We start from the raw sequence: 14,848 nt of genomic DNA, 5'->3' as shown, positions 1-14,848 counted from the left end.
CAACGGAACACCGCTTTCCGGTAGTGGTGTTCCAAGCCGATTGGATGTTTGAACCCTATTGTTTCGACAAGCCCGTTTCATGCGGGCTCGTCGGCATTCGGAAAGGGCCAGCTCATTTGGAAGACGTGCTGTGAAAGTCCTAATTCATCAGGGGTTCCACAAAACTGGCACAACGACCCTGCAAAAGACGCTTGAGAAAAACCTGGATGTTCTGAAGGAACAGGTGAACATCCTATTGCCACACGATCTGCAGGAGGTCAGTTTGGCCGCTCGGCGCTATGCGGTTGCTCCGAAAGAGCGGACGTTGCAAAACTTCGGCCTGAGGCTGCGTCAGGCGCTTGCGCCGTTCGCAGGTGAACGGGGCAAACCTTTGCTGATCAGCAACGAAGAGTTGTCGGGCCTTATCCCAGGGCGAAAGGGTGTGTGGTCTTATGCGCAAACGCATGTTCTTAGCAGGGCCTTGTTTGACGAGGTGTTGCGCCTGACGGCTGAGAAAGATCGCATCATCTTTCTGTTCACGACCAGAAACGCAGATGAATGGATCAGAAGCACGTATTGGCAGAACTTGCGCAGCAACAGAATCTGCGAAGACCTCGACCAGTATGGCCAGCGGCTGCAGCGTGGCGCGGACCTTGAGGCGGTCGTGCAGCGGGTGTCTGACTGCGTTTCCCCACGGGCGGAGGTTGCGGTGGTTAACGTCTCGGCTCAGCGCGCGCGGGATATGCCGCTGCTTACAGCTCTGTCCAAGCTGAATGTGCGATCAGACCACCTGAAGTCGATCGATGAAAGAAACGTTCAGCCCGAAGGGAGCGCGGAATATTTTCTGGAATTGAACCGATCAGACATGAGCGACGCGGATGTTGCTGTTGCAAAGCGCGCGTACCTGGATGCTTTGAAGGGGTGAACTGGGTTTAGGTTGCTTTTTTGAACGTGCATTCTCAATACACCTTAGCTATTTTGGCATGAGGGAATCACCCAACGTTTTCATATTTATAACAATACGTTAGACTTTTATTTTCTGATCAAATCTGCGAGTTTAAGCTGTGTCCGCCTCTTCCTCTTCGCGCTAAGGTTGATTTTGGCTTGAGTGAAGTCTCAAACTGATTTGACTCAGCCGCAACATTTTCGTGATTGCTGCATTTACGTCTCTTTTACGCCAGATTCTGACCTGATAAGACAATCCTAGTGAGCAGTGATGTGTTGAAAGGTACGGGCGGTTGCAATGAGAACCGGTTTTAACGGTCGTGTAGCGATTTCGTGGATACAAACAGAGTTGGATGGGCTTGAGGCCGCGCCTCGGTCCTTTTTGAAGGTCGGAGCGGCATGGTCGTGGCGCGGGCAGGCCGTACACCTCGCCGAGCCAGTCCACCAAGAGCTTGAGCTTTCGGGCGGCTCGAATGATTACTCAGCAAAATATACGAGCAAATTCGCAAACTCTCCGGATTTGCAAGGATCCGCGATGGGTTCTGTAGTGCTGACCAATGGGGCGCAAAAGTTTGCCGCCTCGCTATTCCTGGTTTCGGGAGAGTCAGATCCGGTTCTGATGTTCGAAAACGGATACCCGGCGCGGGATCAAGAATTCTGGGTCAGTGAAATCACCGAGTATAAAAACAACAGCGCATCCGTGCGCTTGGATCGTACGGTGGTTGCGTTTCCAACGCGCTCACCCGCGATTGAAGGCTGGGCTGGCGCTGTGAAGCGAGCAAACACAACGGCTGACTAATCCGTCACGCAAAATACGCTTAACCTTTATCAAAATCTCTCCGACCGTGTGTTGACTCTGTCCGCCTGGCAGATATAAGCGCGGCTTCATTGGTGTTGGTGGACCCCGCAAGGGGATGCCTGTCATGGGGGAAACCTCAAGAGGACAACGCCCTTCATAGTGGCCTGCAAAGGCCTCGACCAAAACGAAGGAGATCAGCCGTGACCAAACGCACGTCTGCCAAGTACAAAATCGACCGCCGGATGGGCGAAAACATCTGGGGTCGTCCGAAATCCCCGATCAACCGTCGTGAATATGGCCCCGGCCAGCACGGTCAGCGCCGCAAAGGTAAACTGTCGGACTTCGGTCTGCAGCTGCGCGCCAAGCAGAAGCTGAAAGGCTACTACGGCGACCTGACCGAAAAGCAGTTCCGCCGCATCTACGCCGAAGCCGAGCGTGTTAAAGGCGACACTGGTGAAAACCTAATCGGTCTGCTGGAGCGCCGCCTGGACGCAGTAGTCTACCGCGCCAAGTTCGTGCCGACCGTCTTTGCTGCACGTCAGTTCGTGAACCACGGCCACGTCAAAGTGAACGGCAAGCGGGTCAACATCCCGTCCTACCGCGTCAAAGAAGGCGACGTGATCGAAGTTCGTGACAAGTCCAAGCAACTGGCCGTTGTTCTGGAAGCTGTTGCACTGGCCGAGCGTGATGTTCCTGACTACATCGACGCCGACCACTCGAAAATGACCGCGACCTTCGTTCGCGCACCGGGCCTGAACGATGTGCCTTACCCGGTCATGATGGAACCGAACCTGGTCGTCGAATTCTACGCGAAGAACTAATCTTCGCTGATACCGCATTCCGAAGGGCCGCGCATTTTGCGCGGCCTTTTTCGTTCAGGCGGCGCTGTGTGTGCCGATGTCTTGTCGTGGCGACACGCCGAACTTGCGTGAATACTCTCGGCTGAATTGCGTTGGGCTTTCATACCCGACCTCAAAAGCCGCCTGCGAAACGCTGAGGGTTGCGTGTGACAGCAGCCTGCGTGCCTCGAGCAACCTGAGTTCTTTTTGGTATTGAAGAGGTGACTTGGCGGTAACCGATTTGAAGTGAGCGTGAAAGGTCGAAACGCTCATGCCGGCTGCTTGTGCAAGGTCCGGCACAGAAAGCGACGTCTTGAAATCCGAACGAATGACATCGATGACCCGCGCGATCCTGCTGCCGCTACTGTCGCGCCAGAGCATTTGCCGCAACATCCTTCCGTGATCCGCTTGCAGCAGCCGATAGTGAATCTCTCGACTGATCAGCGGTGCCAATACTTGCGCATCCATCGCGTTCTGGCTGGCGTGAAACAGGCGGGTCATTGCGTCGACTAGGTCAGGAGACGCCTTGGAAACAGCGAGGCTCTGCGCGGTTTCGACATCGGTGGCGTTGGTTTCGTTGTAAACACTTCGCAGAACCGACAAATCCAGCGAGAATACCAGACCCACATAAGGCTTCTCGCGGCTCGCCTCGGTGACCGAAGCCATCACTGGAACCGAATGGCTGACGATCAGAGAGTCACCTGCTCCGAAATGTACCAGGCGATCGCCTATGCGTGTTTCTTTCTGTCCTTGTAGAACTAGGCAGACGATCGGCTCGTAGACCAGAGCCTGAAAGGATTTGCATTTGACGTCGTGGACCAGTCCGAAGCCGTCCAGCGCCGTTGGATAGAACTGCGCGTCTTCGGGTTCTCCGCGCACTGCGCAGCAGATTTCGGAAATCAGATCAGCGTGTGTCATATCGCTTTCAGCATAATTTGCAGGCCCTATCGCAGCCAGCGAAAATCCCGGGGGTCAGAGAATTAGGCAGAAGTTACGTGGAATCCGGCAGGCAAGGTTTGGCGCAAGCGCCTATCTGTTTGTCAGGCTCATTTCAGCGGAGAAGGATCATGCCTCAGACAATCCTCATTACCGGCGCATCGTCGGGTATCGGAAAAGTCACAGCGGAACTGTTTCACAAGCAGGGTTGGAATGTCATCGCGACCATGCGTAGCCCTGAGAAGGAAACCGAGCTGACGCAGCTTGAGAACGTATTGGTGACGCGCTTGGACGTGACCGATGAGGGCTCGATCACTGCGGCTGTCCAAGAAGGGATCGCCCGGTTCGGCCAGATAGATGTTCTTCTGAACAACGCGGGTTATGGCGCGTATGGTCCGCTCGAGGCGTTTCCGATGGACCGCATTCGTCGTCAGTTCGACACCAATGTGATCGGTTTGCTGGCCGTGACCAAAGCCGTGCTTCCACATATGCGGGCCAACGGATCGGGCTGCATCGTCAATATTTCGTCCATTGGTGGACAGATCACCTTCCCGCTCGGGGCGCTTTACCACGGGACCAAATTCGCGGTCGAAGGGATATCGGAGTCGCTGCATTACGAATTGGCCGCTGCCGGTATCAAGGTCAAAATCGTCGAACCCGGGTTGATTGCCACGGACTTTGGCGGCCGGTCCTTTGACTTCGTGAACGACGAAAGCATGACCGAATATCAGCCCGTTGTTCAGGCCCTGTTCAGCACTTGGGGGTCTGAAGAAATGGCCTCACGCACGTCGCCGCCAAGTGTCGTTGCGGACGTTATCCTGAACGCGGCCACGGATGGCACCGACACATTGCGCTATCGCGCGGGTGAGGATGCTGTTGAGTTCCTCGATAATCGCAAGGCACTGGATGATGCTACGTTTATCGGTGGCATGAAAACGATGCTCGGGTTGTCCTAAGCTCAAATCGGCAGCGGTCGCCCTTCGGCGATCGCTTCCATCGCGAAATACGAGGTTACGCTGTCCAGTTCGACTTTCTCGATCAGGCGTTGATAGACCTTGTCATAGGACGCCATATCCTCGGTCACGACTTTCAATTGATAGTCATAGTCGCCGCCGATCCTGTGGAAATCCACCACCTCGGGGATTGTCAGGACATGGCTGCGGAAAGCCTGCAACCATTCAGCGGAATGGTGTCGTGTGCGCAGCATCACAAACACCACAAGGCTAAGCCCCAGCTTTTCGCGCGCGATCCGCGCGGTTGACCCCGTGATGACTCCATTTTCGTTCAAAGCTTTCAGGCGTCGCCAGCAGGCGTTCTGCGACAGCCCAACCCGGTCCGCCAATTCGCGTTGGGAAAGCGTGGCGTCCGTTTGAAGCTCGCGCAGGATGTGTTTGTCAATTTGATCTAAGTTTTCGGCCATATCGAAGCATATGACACAAAAAATAAGAAATCTATCCAAAGAAAGGTGAAGTTTCCGCGTCTCGGCTCAATCATATTTGATAGTGCAATACGGAGCCTTACAGATGACCTTGTCCAAATTTCGCGCAGCACTCCAATCCACCACTCGCAATTCCAGCCTGCGCGACTGGCTGATCGGAGAGAATGTTCTGATCCCTGGTCTGAACGGGGACGTGCCGCTGGTCTACGCGGACTACGTCGCTTCGGGTCGTGCCATGCGGCAAGTTGAGGATTTTGTCGCCCATGAGGTGCTGCCTTTCTATGCCAACAGCCATACCGAGGCCTCCTATTGCGGGTCCTACATGACCCGTCTGCGTCGCGAAGCGCGCGCAGAAATTGCCCGCATTGTTGGCGCGAGGGGCGAGGATGCCGTGATCTTCACGGGGTCCGGTGCCACTGCGGGTCTTAACCGGCTGGTCAGTCTGATGGGAGTAGAGGAGGCTGACCGGCCGGTTGTCTTGATCGGGCCGTATGAGCACCATTCCAACATTTTGCCCTGGCGGGAAAGCAAGGCAGAAGTCATCGAGATCCCCGAGGCACCCGAGGGCGGTGTGGATTTGGATGCTCTGCGCAAGGCGCTGCAGGACAATGCAGATTCGGATCTGATCATCGGATCATTCTCGGCGGCGTCCAATGTGACGGGTATCATCACTGATCCTGACCCGATCACACGCCTGCTCAAATCTCACGGCGCGGTTTCGATCTGGGATTATGCGGGCGGCGGGCCATACTTGCCGATGGATATGGGGCCAGAGGATGCACGCAAGGATGCCATTGTGGTGTCTCCGCACAAGTTTCCGGGTGGACCGGGTGCGTCGGGTGTTCTTATCGTCAATCAGAACGCAGTGCGCCGTACATGTCCCAGCTGGCCCGGTGGCGGCACCGTCAGCTTCGTTTCGCCCTGGCGGCATGATTACAGCGAAGACCTTGCCACGCGCGAAGAAGCCGGAACGCCGAACGTGATCGGTGATATCCGAGCCGCACTGGCCTTTATCGTCAAGGATGTCGTCGGCACGGATGAGATCGCCAAACGCGAAGCGCAGTACAACAAGATGGCGTTGGACGGGTGGCGCGATAATCCGAACCTGACCCTGCTAGGCACTGAAAACCCGCACCGCTTGCCGATTTTCTCATTCCTTGTCCGGGACAACTCGGGCCAGCCAGTGCATCAGCAACTGTTCACTCGGATGCTCAGCGACATCTATGGCATTCAGGCACGGGGTGGGTGTGCCTGTGCGGGGCCGTATGCGCATCGCTTGTTGGAGATCGACCAAGAGACTTCCACTGAATTGCATGCTGCTTTGTCTGCGGGTGAGGAAATGAAGAAACCGGGTTGGGTGCGTCTGAACTTCTCATATCTGATGAGCGAAGAGACGGTTCAGTTCATCATAGACAGCGTCAATGACCTGTCCCGCCGGACCGAGGAATTCGCCCCGTATTACAATGCCGACCCGGCGACGGCCCGCTTCAAGGCGGCGTGACGGAATTGCCGCTTTTCTCAACCCGTTGAGACAGGTATGAGGGGCTCCAACAACGGAGCCTCTTATGAACAAGATCACCCCGCAACCCGGCATTATGGACATCGCGCTCTATCAGGGCGGCCAGTCGCATGTGGCCGGGGTCAAGCATGTGATCAAGCTGAGTTCCAACGAAAACCCGTTTGGCCCTAGCCCCAAGGCAATTGAGGCGGTGCGCGAAAGCGCCGCGACACTGCATCGCTATCCCAGCACCGACCACGCCAGCCTGCGTGCCGCGATCGGCGAACGGCACGGTCTTGACCCGGCGCGGATCATTTGCGGCGTCGGCAGTGACGAGGTGCTGCAATTCGTCGCTCAGGCCTATGCAGGGCCGGGGGATGAGGTGGTCTATACCGAGCACGGGTTTTCGATGTACCCGATCATCGCCCGCATGGCCGGTGCGACCCCTGTGATGGTGGACGAACGCGATCGCCACGTCGATGTCGACAACATTTTGGCAGCTGTGAACGGGCAGACACGCATCGTGTTCGTGACCAACCCGGGCAACCCGACCTCGACCATGATCCCCGAGGCAGAGCTGGTGCGACTGGCCGAGGCGCTGCCCCAGACCTGCCTAATGGTAATCGACGGGGCCTATGCCGAGTTTGTTGACGGCTTCGACGGTGGCGCGTCATTGGTGGACCGGTTCGAGAATGTGATCATGACGCGGACCTTTTCCAAGGTTTACGGTCTGGGCGGTATGCGGGTCGGCTGGGGATATGCGTCCCAGCAGATCATCGATGTGCTGAACCGTGTGCGGCAGCCGTTTAACCTGTCGTTAACGGCGTTGGCGGCGGCAGAAGCTGCGGTGAAGGACGTGGAATTCCTGTCTCACTGTCAGGCCGAGAATGCGCGGCTGCGTGTCTGGCTATCGGACGAGCTGGCTAAGATTGGCGTGCATTCAGACGTCTCTTGCACCAATTTCATTCTCGCTCGTTTTGCCGATCAGGCCGAGGCAGAGGCCTGTGACGACTATCTCAAAACCCAAGGTTTGATCGTGCGCCGCGTGGCGGGCTACAACCTGCCGAATGCCCTGCGGATCACCGTGGGCGATGAAGAAGCCTGCCGCCGCGTTGTTGCGGCCATCACCGCGTTCAAAGGGGGCGCCGCATGAGCCAAGTTTACGACCGTGTGGCCTTGATCGGGCTGGGCCTGATCGCTTCGTCCATGTTCTGGGCGATCAAACGCGCGGGGCTTGCGGGCGAAGTGACCGGGTATGCCCGGTCAGAAGCAACCCGCGAAACGGCCCGCCGCATCGGCCTGTGCGATCGCGTATGCGACACCGCGCAAGAGGCGGTTGAGGGTGCTGATCTTGTCGTGCTCTGCGTGCCCGTCGGTGCGATGGGGGCAGTGGCGGCCGATATCGCTTCGGTTCTGAAACCAGGCGCAACGGTGACGGATGTGGGATCGGTCAAGCGCCACGTGATCGAAGCCGTCTCGCCCCATATTCCCGAGGACGTGCATTTCGTCCCCGCGCACCCGCTGGCTGGAACCGAGCATTCAGGCCCAGAGTCGGGTTTTGCAGAGCTGTTCGACAATCGTTGGTGTCTTTTGGTTCCGGTCGATGGGTCCGACGCGGATGCCATCGCCCGTCTGCGCGCGCTGTGGGAAGGCATGGGCTCGAACGTGGACGAGATGGACGCAGATCACCACGATCTGGTTCTTGCTGTCACATCGCACGCGCCGCACCTGATCGCTTACACGATGGTCGGTGTTGCTGATGACTTGCGCCGGGTCACGGATACCGAGGTCATCAAGTACTCCGCGGCAGGTTTCCGGGATTTCACGCGTATCGCGGCGTCGGATCCGACGATGTGGCGCGATGTGTTCCTGACCAACAAGGATGCAACGCTTGAGATCCTTGGGCGTTTCACCGAAGAGTTGTTCGCATTGCAACGCGCCATCCGCACCGGTGATGGGGAGCAATTGTTCGACTACTTCACCCGCACGCGTGCGATCCGCCGCGGCATCATTGACGCGGGTCAGGATACGGATGCGCCCGACTTTGGGCGGGGGAAAGCGAACCCATGAAACAGCGCTTGAGAACCGCTTTGATCGGATTGGTGGCCGCCTGTGCCGCGTCCGTTCAGGCTGGCGTTCTTGAGCGGTCGTTGATCCCCGTAGCCCGGCCTGACGCCGCTCTGGCCCCCCAGCAACTGGCCTTTAGCAGCGCGATACCTCAGCTGCCCACCTCGAACATCCGGCCCGAACAGCGTCCGGTATCTGCTCAGGTTTTGGCGGTTGCAGCAAGGCCCTCTGATCTGCCCTTGTTGGGGCCTGACACGTCCTTGATGCCTTACCTGCGACCCAAAACCCTTGAGCAGGAGGCGTTCTTCAAAAAACGCAAGTTGCGCAAAGGGTCGGTGTGCGGCGATATCGACATTCAGGGCAAGGCGGTCGGCCGTGTGCCGGGAAGGATCAAAGCCTGCGGCATCAAGGATGCCGTTCAGATCACATCAGTGTCTGGAGTAGCGCTGAGCCGACCGTCGACGATGGATTGCGGTACCGCGATTGCGCTGAACAAATGGGTCGACAAGAGCGTTAAGCCAACATTCAAACGGCGCGGGCCGGTGGTAGAGTTGCAGGTAGCCGCGCACTATGCGTGCCGGACGCGCAATAACCAAAAAGGCGCGCGGATTTCCGAACATGGCAAGGGCCGTGCGATCGACATTTCCGCGTTCAAGATGGCGGATGGTGAGGTCGTCACCGTTCTGAATGGTTGGCGCAAGAACCCGTCCAAACGGCAACTGACCAAGATTTGGCGCGGGGCATGCGGGCCGTTCGGAACCGTCTTGGGCCCGAACTCAGATCGGTATCACCGCGATCATTTCCATCTGGATACGGCCCGCCATCGCCGCGGACCATACTGCCGTTAACGCAGGATCAGGCGCGGTGCGGGTCCCAAGGGCAGCGGACCCAACGCGACGAACCCATCCCGAAAGTTCAGTTGCAGGTCTAGCGCATTTGGATTGCCGCCCAGCCCGGCCATGAAGTTCAGCGCGCGCGTGACAGGGTCAACAGCCTGATCGGGCAGGGCGCCCGCTGCATTGGCCATGGCGATCATGTCGCGCCAGTTTTCGGCTTTGATCGCGATCTCTCCGGTTGGAATACCCTGATGGTCGACATCGAGTTCGCCCGCCGCGAACAGACGCAGGGCACCCCATTTCATCTCGGCCAGTTTCAGGTCGATTTTGACCGGCTGCGGCCTGCTCTGCTCCAAGGCTGAGCGGTCCCAGGGCTTGTTGAACGTGGCTACCATATCCAGCTCAAGCGTTTCGAACGCCTGTGGCAGAGTGGTCGCCGACCGCATCAACGTGCGCAGGTCGTCGCCGGGGGTAAAGCCGTCAATCCTGGCCTTTACGGAATAGGCCACCGGGATTGGGGTCTGTTCCATCACCAGCGCCAGTGTATCGCCCCCGGCCTGAGGCTCGGCATCATCGGTGATCGACCATGGTCCGGCGGTCAACGCCATCTTTTCCAGCACCAACGCCACGCCCGGCTGTAGCTGTAGTTCTGCCTGCAGGTCGCTGGCCTCAATGGTGGCCGTCTGATCGTAGTAGGACAGGCGTTGGGGTGTGTCGGCAAAGCGCAGCACTTGTCGGCCGGGCCAAATTGCCGGGCTTTGGAATTCGATCCAATCGGCGCTCCAGGCGGTACCATTGACCGGGTCAGCCAGCGCGGGATTATTCAGGCGCGTGACATGGCGAAAGGGATAGCCAGCCGTTGAGACATCTGAAAAGTCCGCTTGCCAACCAACGTCTTGCTGTTTGTCGAACCACGTGGTGATCGCATTGCGCAACCCGTAACCGGCGACGAACCAATAGGCGCTCCAGATAACCGCTATGAAAATGACGACTCGTATAAGTCCACGCATGGCAGTTGGCCCTTTTTCCCGCGTTGAATTTGATGTTTATAGGCCCAAACGGGCAAGGACCAGAGCTATGACGATGTGGGTTTTCGGATATGGATCACTGTTGTGGAATCCCGGCTTTCCGGTAGCGCGCAGCGAACACGCCACGTTGCACGGCTATGCGCGGTCCTTCTGCATGAGCTCAATCCACCATCGTGGGACCGAAGATCACCCCGGTCTGGTTCTGGCGCTGGACGAGCAGGTTGATGCCCACTGCAAGGGGCTGGCTCTGGCGGTTGAGGCGGGTCACGAAGACCGCACCTTGCATGAATTGCGCGAGCGCGAGCTGATTTCTTCGGCCTATGTCGAGAAGATGTTGGATGTGCAGTTGGCCAGTGGTGAGGTCGTCAATGCGGTCACGTATGTGATTGATGCTGATCACGTCCAATATTGCGGGGGCATGCCGCTGGAAGAGCAGGCGCAGATCATCGCACACGCGGTTGGCGGGCGCGGACCAAATACGGAATACCTGTACAACACTGCGGAACATCTGGCCGAGATTGACTTGCGCGATCCCGATCTTGAGTGGTTGGCGCAACGGGTGCGTGCCATTACCTCATAAACCCTTGGCGTCGTCGGCGGAATTTGGCTAGATTCAAGCCAGAGCAGGCAAAAACCAGGAAACACGCGCATGGCGCAGGCACATCAGGGCGCGCGACCCCATTTCTCGCATCCCATCCGTCAGATTGTGATGATGTTGGTCGCAATTGCCTTGGCGGGCTTGGGTGTCTTTATGGCGCTGCCATACGTGTTGCCGGTATTCGAGGCCAACCCATACCTGAACGGCTTCATCATTCTGGTGTTCATAATCGGCGTGTTCGCCTGTTTTTATCAGGTCACACAGCTGATTGGCTCGGTCCGCTGGATCGAAGCATTTGTCGGTGGCGTCGTGCGCGAAGACGCCCGCACACCGCAACTATTGGCACCTCTGGCGTCGCTGCTGCGCGAGCGGGGGGCAAGATCGCAGATCAGCTCAAGCTCAACGCGGTCGATTCTGGACTCGGTTGCAGAGCGCGTCGAGGAAGAGCGCGAGATCACCCGCTATATCACCAACGTCCTGATCTATCTTGGTCTTTTGGGGACGTTCTTTGGTCTGGCGACCACCGTTCCGGCCATTGTCGACACGATCCGCAGCCTGAACCCCCAAGAGGGCGAGGAAGGGCTGGCTGTGTTCAACCGCCTGATGGTGGGGCTCGAGTCTCAATTGCAGGGCATGGGCGTGGCGTTCGGGTCGTCCTTGTTGGGGCTGGCGGGCTCTCTGATCGTTGGCCTGCTAGAGCTTTTTGCGGGCCACGGACAAAACCGCTTCTATCGCGAGCTTGAGGAATGGTTATCCTCGATCACGCGCGTGGGCTTTGCGTCGGCGGAAGAGGGCGGGGCAGAGATTGCGGTACTGACGCCCGTTCTGGATGCCATGTCTGAACAGATGGATGCCCTGCAGGATCTGTTTTCCGCGCAAGAGGCCGATCGCGCGACTGTTTCCGTCAAATTGGGTCAGTTGGTCGACGCAATCGGCGAGATGAATGTGCGCCAGTCCGAGACCGAAGGCGTTACCGCTGCGCTGGAACGGGTGGCCCTTGGTCAGGACGCGCTGCTGGACCATATGCGCGAGCAGGGCACAGGCGACGGCATTGATGCCGAAAGCCGGATGCGGCTGCGTTCGATGGATGTTCAGCTGCTTCGCATTCTCGAAGAAATCTCTGCGGGCCGACAGGAAAGCATGAGCGAGCTGCGCAAGGACATCGAATTGCTGGTCAAAGCCCTGACACTGCCCAGAGGCGCCGTGCGCACCGCTCCGGAAGGAGAGTAACTCATGGCTCTGTCCCGCCGCACAGGTCAACGTTTTCAGGGTTCGGTCTGGCCGGGCTTTGTGGACGCGATCACCGGGCTGCTGATGGTGCTGACATTCGTTCTGACCATCTTCATGGTGGTTCAGTTTGTGCTGCGCGAGACGATTTCCGGGCAAGAGGACGAGCTGACAGCCCTGTCGGATGAGGTTGCCGCACTGGTCGGTGCCTTGGGTCTTGAAGAGCGCGAAAACAGCCGATTGCAAGCACGCCTTGGAGCGCTGAACGCGACCCTGTCGCAGACTGAGGATACCCTTGCGCGCGCCGAGGTGGATCTGGCCCTGTCACAGGCCCGCATCACTGATTTCGAGGCCCAGGTGGCGGCGCTTCTGGCGGATCAGAACCGCGCTCGTAGTGCGATCTCGACGCTTCAGGCGCAGCGCGAAGCACTGTTGGACGAACAGCAGGCTCTGAACCTGGCGCTGGCGCAAAGCCGGGCTGAGATCGACGAACAGGCAGAGGCGGCCCGTTTGGCAGCCGCTCGTCGTGAGGCATTGGAAGCCCTGGTCGCTGATCTGGAACAAAGCGACGCGGCGCAGGCGACCCGGATTGGTGAATTGGAAGATCAGCTCAGCGCGGAAGAGGCGGCAAGACTGGCCGAGGCCGCTGCCGCCGAAAACCTGCGAAACCGCCTGCAGGACGCGGACGCCGAGCTAACTGCCATGACCCTGGCGCTGGAGGCTCAGCGTAAAGAAGCAGAGGATACGCTGACCCTGCTGGCGGCAGCGCAGGCCGCCCGGGCCGAATTGGAACGCCAATTTGGTGCGTTGGACGCTGACGAACTGCAAGCGCAGTTGCAGGCGGCTCTTGCCGCGCAAACCGAAGCACAGGCCGAAGCGCAGACACAACGTTCGCTGGCGGAAGAGCGCGCCAACCTCTTGGCCGTGGCCCGCGAAGCAATCTCGGCTGAGCAGGCGATTTCGGCAAAAGCTCAGCGCGAAACAGCCTTGCTAAATCAACAGATGGCCGCACTGCGTCAGCAGCTTGGTGGGTTGCAGGCTATTCTGGATGACTATGAAGAGCGCAACGCCGCTGCAGACATCCGTATTCAAAGTCTTGGTCAGGACCTGAACGCAGCCCTTGCCCGTGCGGCCTCGGAAGAGCGTCGCCGGCGTCTGCTGGAAGAGGCCGAACGCGCCCGGCTGGAAGCCGAGGCCGAGGCCCTGTCTGGTCAGAACCAGGAACTGGCGGCCCAGGCCGAGGATCTGCAGCGCTATCGTTCCGAATTCTTTGGTCGTTTGCGCGATGTTCTGGGCAACGAAGAGGGCGTTCGCATCGAAGGCGATCGGTTCGTGTTCTCGTCCGAGGTACTGTTCGACACCGGCTCTGCCGTCCTGTCCCCGGTAGGGCAGCAAGAGGTTGCCAAAGTTGCCGCAATCTTGCGCAGTGTGGCCGCAGAAATCCCCGAAGGTCTGAACTGGGTGATCCGGGTCGACGGCCATACCGACAACGTGCCGCTGGCCGGATCAGGCCGGTATCGCGACAATTGGGAGCTAAGCCAGGGGCGTGCCCTGTCGGTGGTGCGCTATATGGTCGACGCTTTGGGCATCCCGCCAAACCGTCTGGCCGCAAATGGATTTGGTGAGTTCCAGCCCGTCAACCCCGTCGACACGCCGGAGGCCCGCGCGCAGAACCGGCGGATCGAGCTGAAACTCACCGAAAGGTAACGTTGCACTCGTTAAACCTACGGATCAGCCACGACCGAAGCGAAAGCTAGTATCTGGCTTGCCTGCGAAGCAGCGTGGGATAACCGGATAGTTTTCCGTCAGGAAGTAAGCGTAGGTTCCAGATGGATATTCGGGGGAAACCGTAAAGGCTCCGTTACATTCATCCAGAGTCCCGGAACCTGCGACATAGGCATAGTCTTCGTTGAACGTGCCGTCATGCTCTCCGTCCGGCTCGTCGCCACCCGGTCGGTTGCCCGCTTTAAGACGGTAAGACGATGTCATTTTCTGGACATTCCCGTCCACGACTCCGGTCATTGCATAAATCGGAAAGCCGTCCGCTGCATATCCGATCAATGGGGAGTGGCGGTTTGGCGCATAGTCCAACAGTTCGATCAAACCGGTGGGTATGCCGTGATAGTGGTACTTACCGTTGGGCTGCACGTGGGCGAAATTCTCATCCAGTCCCAACGTAACCGCACCCCCGAGGGCATTATAGGACCAACCCGAATTAGGATCACCGTGCCAGAATTCGGCAGCCAAGGGATCGAACACCACTCCGTTCAAAGACACGCCGAAGTTCCAGCCCAATTCCAGTGGAGTGACCGTTCGAGCGGATTTGGGATTGGCAGGTATCTTCAAGCTGACATTTTGTTGCGAAATGCCGTGCGGATTGCCTCGGTTGGGGAAGCGGCCGACAAGGTGATCGGGAATCCCATTGGCTGACACCTTCAGGCTGTTTTGGGACTCTGAAATCTCTGTCAGGCTGGTTCCGGGATCAACCGTTGCGGCCTGCAGGCGAAGCGGCTGAGTTTCGGTTTCGTCATGGTATCGAAATCTGTGCTGCGCGGTGGCGATGGCAGCTATGGTCGATAGTGCGAATGCGGCGCTCCAAATGGCGACAGTTTTGGTCATCAAAATTCCTTTCGCGTTTCAACATTGAAAGTGAAACGG

At 58.2% G+C, this 14,848-nt stretch carries 15 protein-coding genes; 11 read left to right on the top strand and 4 right to left on the bottom strand.

The window, feature by feature from the left end:
* Window positions 1-130: 130 nt before the first annotated feature.
* The 3 genes from ACR0MV_RS11820 (at window position 131) to rpsD (ending at window position 2,544) form a co-directional block, all read left to right on the top strand.
* Complete coding sequence (locus ACR0MV_RS11820; RefSeq protein ID WP_480702247.1) at window positions 131-904, top strand: hypothetical protein; 774 nt, start codon at window positions 131-133, stop codon at window positions 902-904.
* Between the two features lie 318 nt (window positions 905-1,222).
* The gene (locus ACR0MV_RS11815; protein ID WP_480702246.1) at window positions 1,223-1,723 is read left to right on the top strand and encodes a hypothetical protein; all 501 of its coding nucleotides are present in this window, start codon (window positions 1,223-1,225) and stop codon (window positions 1,721-1,723) included.
* A gap of 200 nt (window positions 1,724-1,923) precedes the next feature.
* The gene (gene rpsD / locus ACR0MV_RS11810; RefSeq protein ID WP_480702245.1) at window positions 1,924-2,544 is read left to right on the top strand and encodes a 30S ribosomal protein S4; all 621 of its coding nucleotides are present in this window, start codon (window positions 1,924-1,926) and stop codon (window positions 2,542-2,544) included.
* 54 nt (window positions 2,545-2,598) lie between these two features.
* Here rpsD and ACR0MV_RS11805 read toward each other — a convergent pair whose 3' ends face one another.
* Window positions 2,599-3,480, bottom strand: a complete 882-nt coding sequence (locus ACR0MV_RS11805) for an AraC family transcriptional regulator (protein ID WP_480702244.1) — start codon at window positions 3,478-3,480, stop codon at window positions 2,599-2,601.
* Between the two features lie 149 nt (window positions 3,481-3,629).
* Here ACR0MV_RS11805 and ACR0MV_RS11800 point away from each other — a divergent pair, with 149 nt between their 5' ends.
* On the top strand, window positions 3,630-4,454 hold the full coding sequence (locus ACR0MV_RS11800) for an SDR family oxidoreductase (RefSeq protein ID WP_480702243.1): 825 nt from the start codon (window positions 3,630-3,632) through the stop codon (window positions 4,452-4,454).
* 2 nt (window positions 4,455-4,456) lie between these two features.
* On the opposite strand, the gene ACR0MV_RS11795 is transcribed toward ACR0MV_RS11800, so the two are convergent.
* A complete protein-coding gene (locus tag ACR0MV_RS11795; protein WP_480702242.1) occupies window positions 4,457-4,918 on the bottom strand; it encodes an Lrp/AsnC family transcriptional regulator in 462 nt (153 codons plus the stop codon).
* Between the two features lie 103 nt (window positions 4,919-5,021).
* Between ACR0MV_RS11795 and ACR0MV_RS11790 the strand changes: the two genes are divergently transcribed.
* The 4 genes from ACR0MV_RS11790 (at window position 5,022) to ACR0MV_RS11775 (ending at window position 9,349) form a co-directional block, all read left to right on the top strand.
* Window positions 5,022-6,437, top strand: coding sequence for an aminotransferase class V-fold PLP-dependent enzyme (locus tag ACR0MV_RS11790; protein WP_480702241.1), 1,416 nt, complete (start codon window positions 5,022-5,024; stop codon window positions 6,435-6,437).
* Between the two features lie 64 nt (window positions 6,438-6,501).
* Window positions 6,502-7,587: a histidinol-phosphate transaminase gene (hisC, locus tag ACR0MV_RS11785; RefSeq protein WP_480702239.1), complete on the top strand. Its 1,086-nt coding sequence runs from the start codon at window positions 6,502-6,504 to the stop codon at window positions 7,585-7,587.
* Window positions 7,584-8,504 carry a prephenate/arogenate dehydrogenase family protein gene (locus ACR0MV_RS11780; protein WP_480702238.1) on the top strand — a complete coding sequence of 307 codons (921 nt, stop codon included), beginning with the start codon at window positions 7,584-7,586 and terminating at the stop codon, window positions 8,502-8,504. Before hisC ends, ACR0MV_RS11780 begins: the two co-directional genes overlap by 4 nt.
* Window positions 8,501-9,349 carry an extensin-like domain-containing protein gene (locus ACR0MV_RS11775; protein WP_480702237.1) on the top strand — a complete coding sequence of 283 codons (849 nt, stop codon included), beginning with the start codon at window positions 8,501-8,503 and terminating at the stop codon, window positions 9,347-9,349. Before ACR0MV_RS11780 ends, ACR0MV_RS11775 begins: the two co-directional genes overlap by 4 nt.
* Here ACR0MV_RS11775 and ACR0MV_RS11770 read toward each other — a convergent pair.
* Complete coding sequence (locus ACR0MV_RS11770) at window positions 9,346-10,347, bottom strand: DUF2125 domain-containing protein (RefSeq protein ID WP_480702236.1); 1,002 nt, start codon at window positions 10,345-10,347, stop codon at window positions 9,346-9,348. The genes ACR0MV_RS11775 and ACR0MV_RS11770 overlap by 4 nt on opposite strands.
* 67 nt (window positions 10,348-10,414) lie before the next feature.
* Between ACR0MV_RS11770 and ACR0MV_RS11765 the strand changes: the two genes are divergently transcribed.
* The 3 genes from ACR0MV_RS11765 (at window position 10,415) to ACR0MV_RS11755 (ending at window position 13,897) form a co-directional block, all read left to right on the top strand.
* Window positions 10,415-10,945, top strand: coding sequence for a gamma-glutamylcyclotransferase (locus ACR0MV_RS11765; RefSeq protein ID WP_170423156.1), 531 nt, complete (start codon window positions 10,415-10,417; stop codon window positions 10,943-10,945).
* Window positions 10,946-11,014: 69 nt separating this feature from the next.
* Complete coding sequence (locus ACR0MV_RS11760) at window positions 11,015-12,193, top strand: biopolymer transporter ExbB (RefSeq protein ID WP_170423154.1); 1,179 nt, start codon at window positions 11,015-11,017, stop codon at window positions 12,191-12,193.
* A gap of 3 nt (window positions 12,194-12,196) precedes the next feature.
* Entirely contained in the window at window positions 12,197-13,897 is a 1,701-nt protein-coding gene (locus ACR0MV_RS11755) for a peptidoglycan -binding protein (RefSeq protein WP_480702235.1), read from the top strand.
* A 24-nt stretch (window positions 13,898-13,921) separates the two neighbouring features.
* On the opposite strand, the gene ACR0MV_RS11750 is transcribed toward ACR0MV_RS11755, so the two are convergent.
* Window positions 13,922-14,809, bottom strand: coding sequence for a YHYH protein (locus ACR0MV_RS11750; protein WP_480702234.1), 888 nt, complete (start codon window positions 14,807-14,809; stop codon window positions 13,922-13,924).
* Window positions 14,810-14,848 lie beyond the last annotated feature (39 nt).

This window comes from Ruegeria sp. BC3, assembly GCF_056539265.1.
The sequence above is the reverse complement of the archived record's forward strand: the minus strand, read 5'-3'. Positions and strand labels throughout refer to the sequence as shown.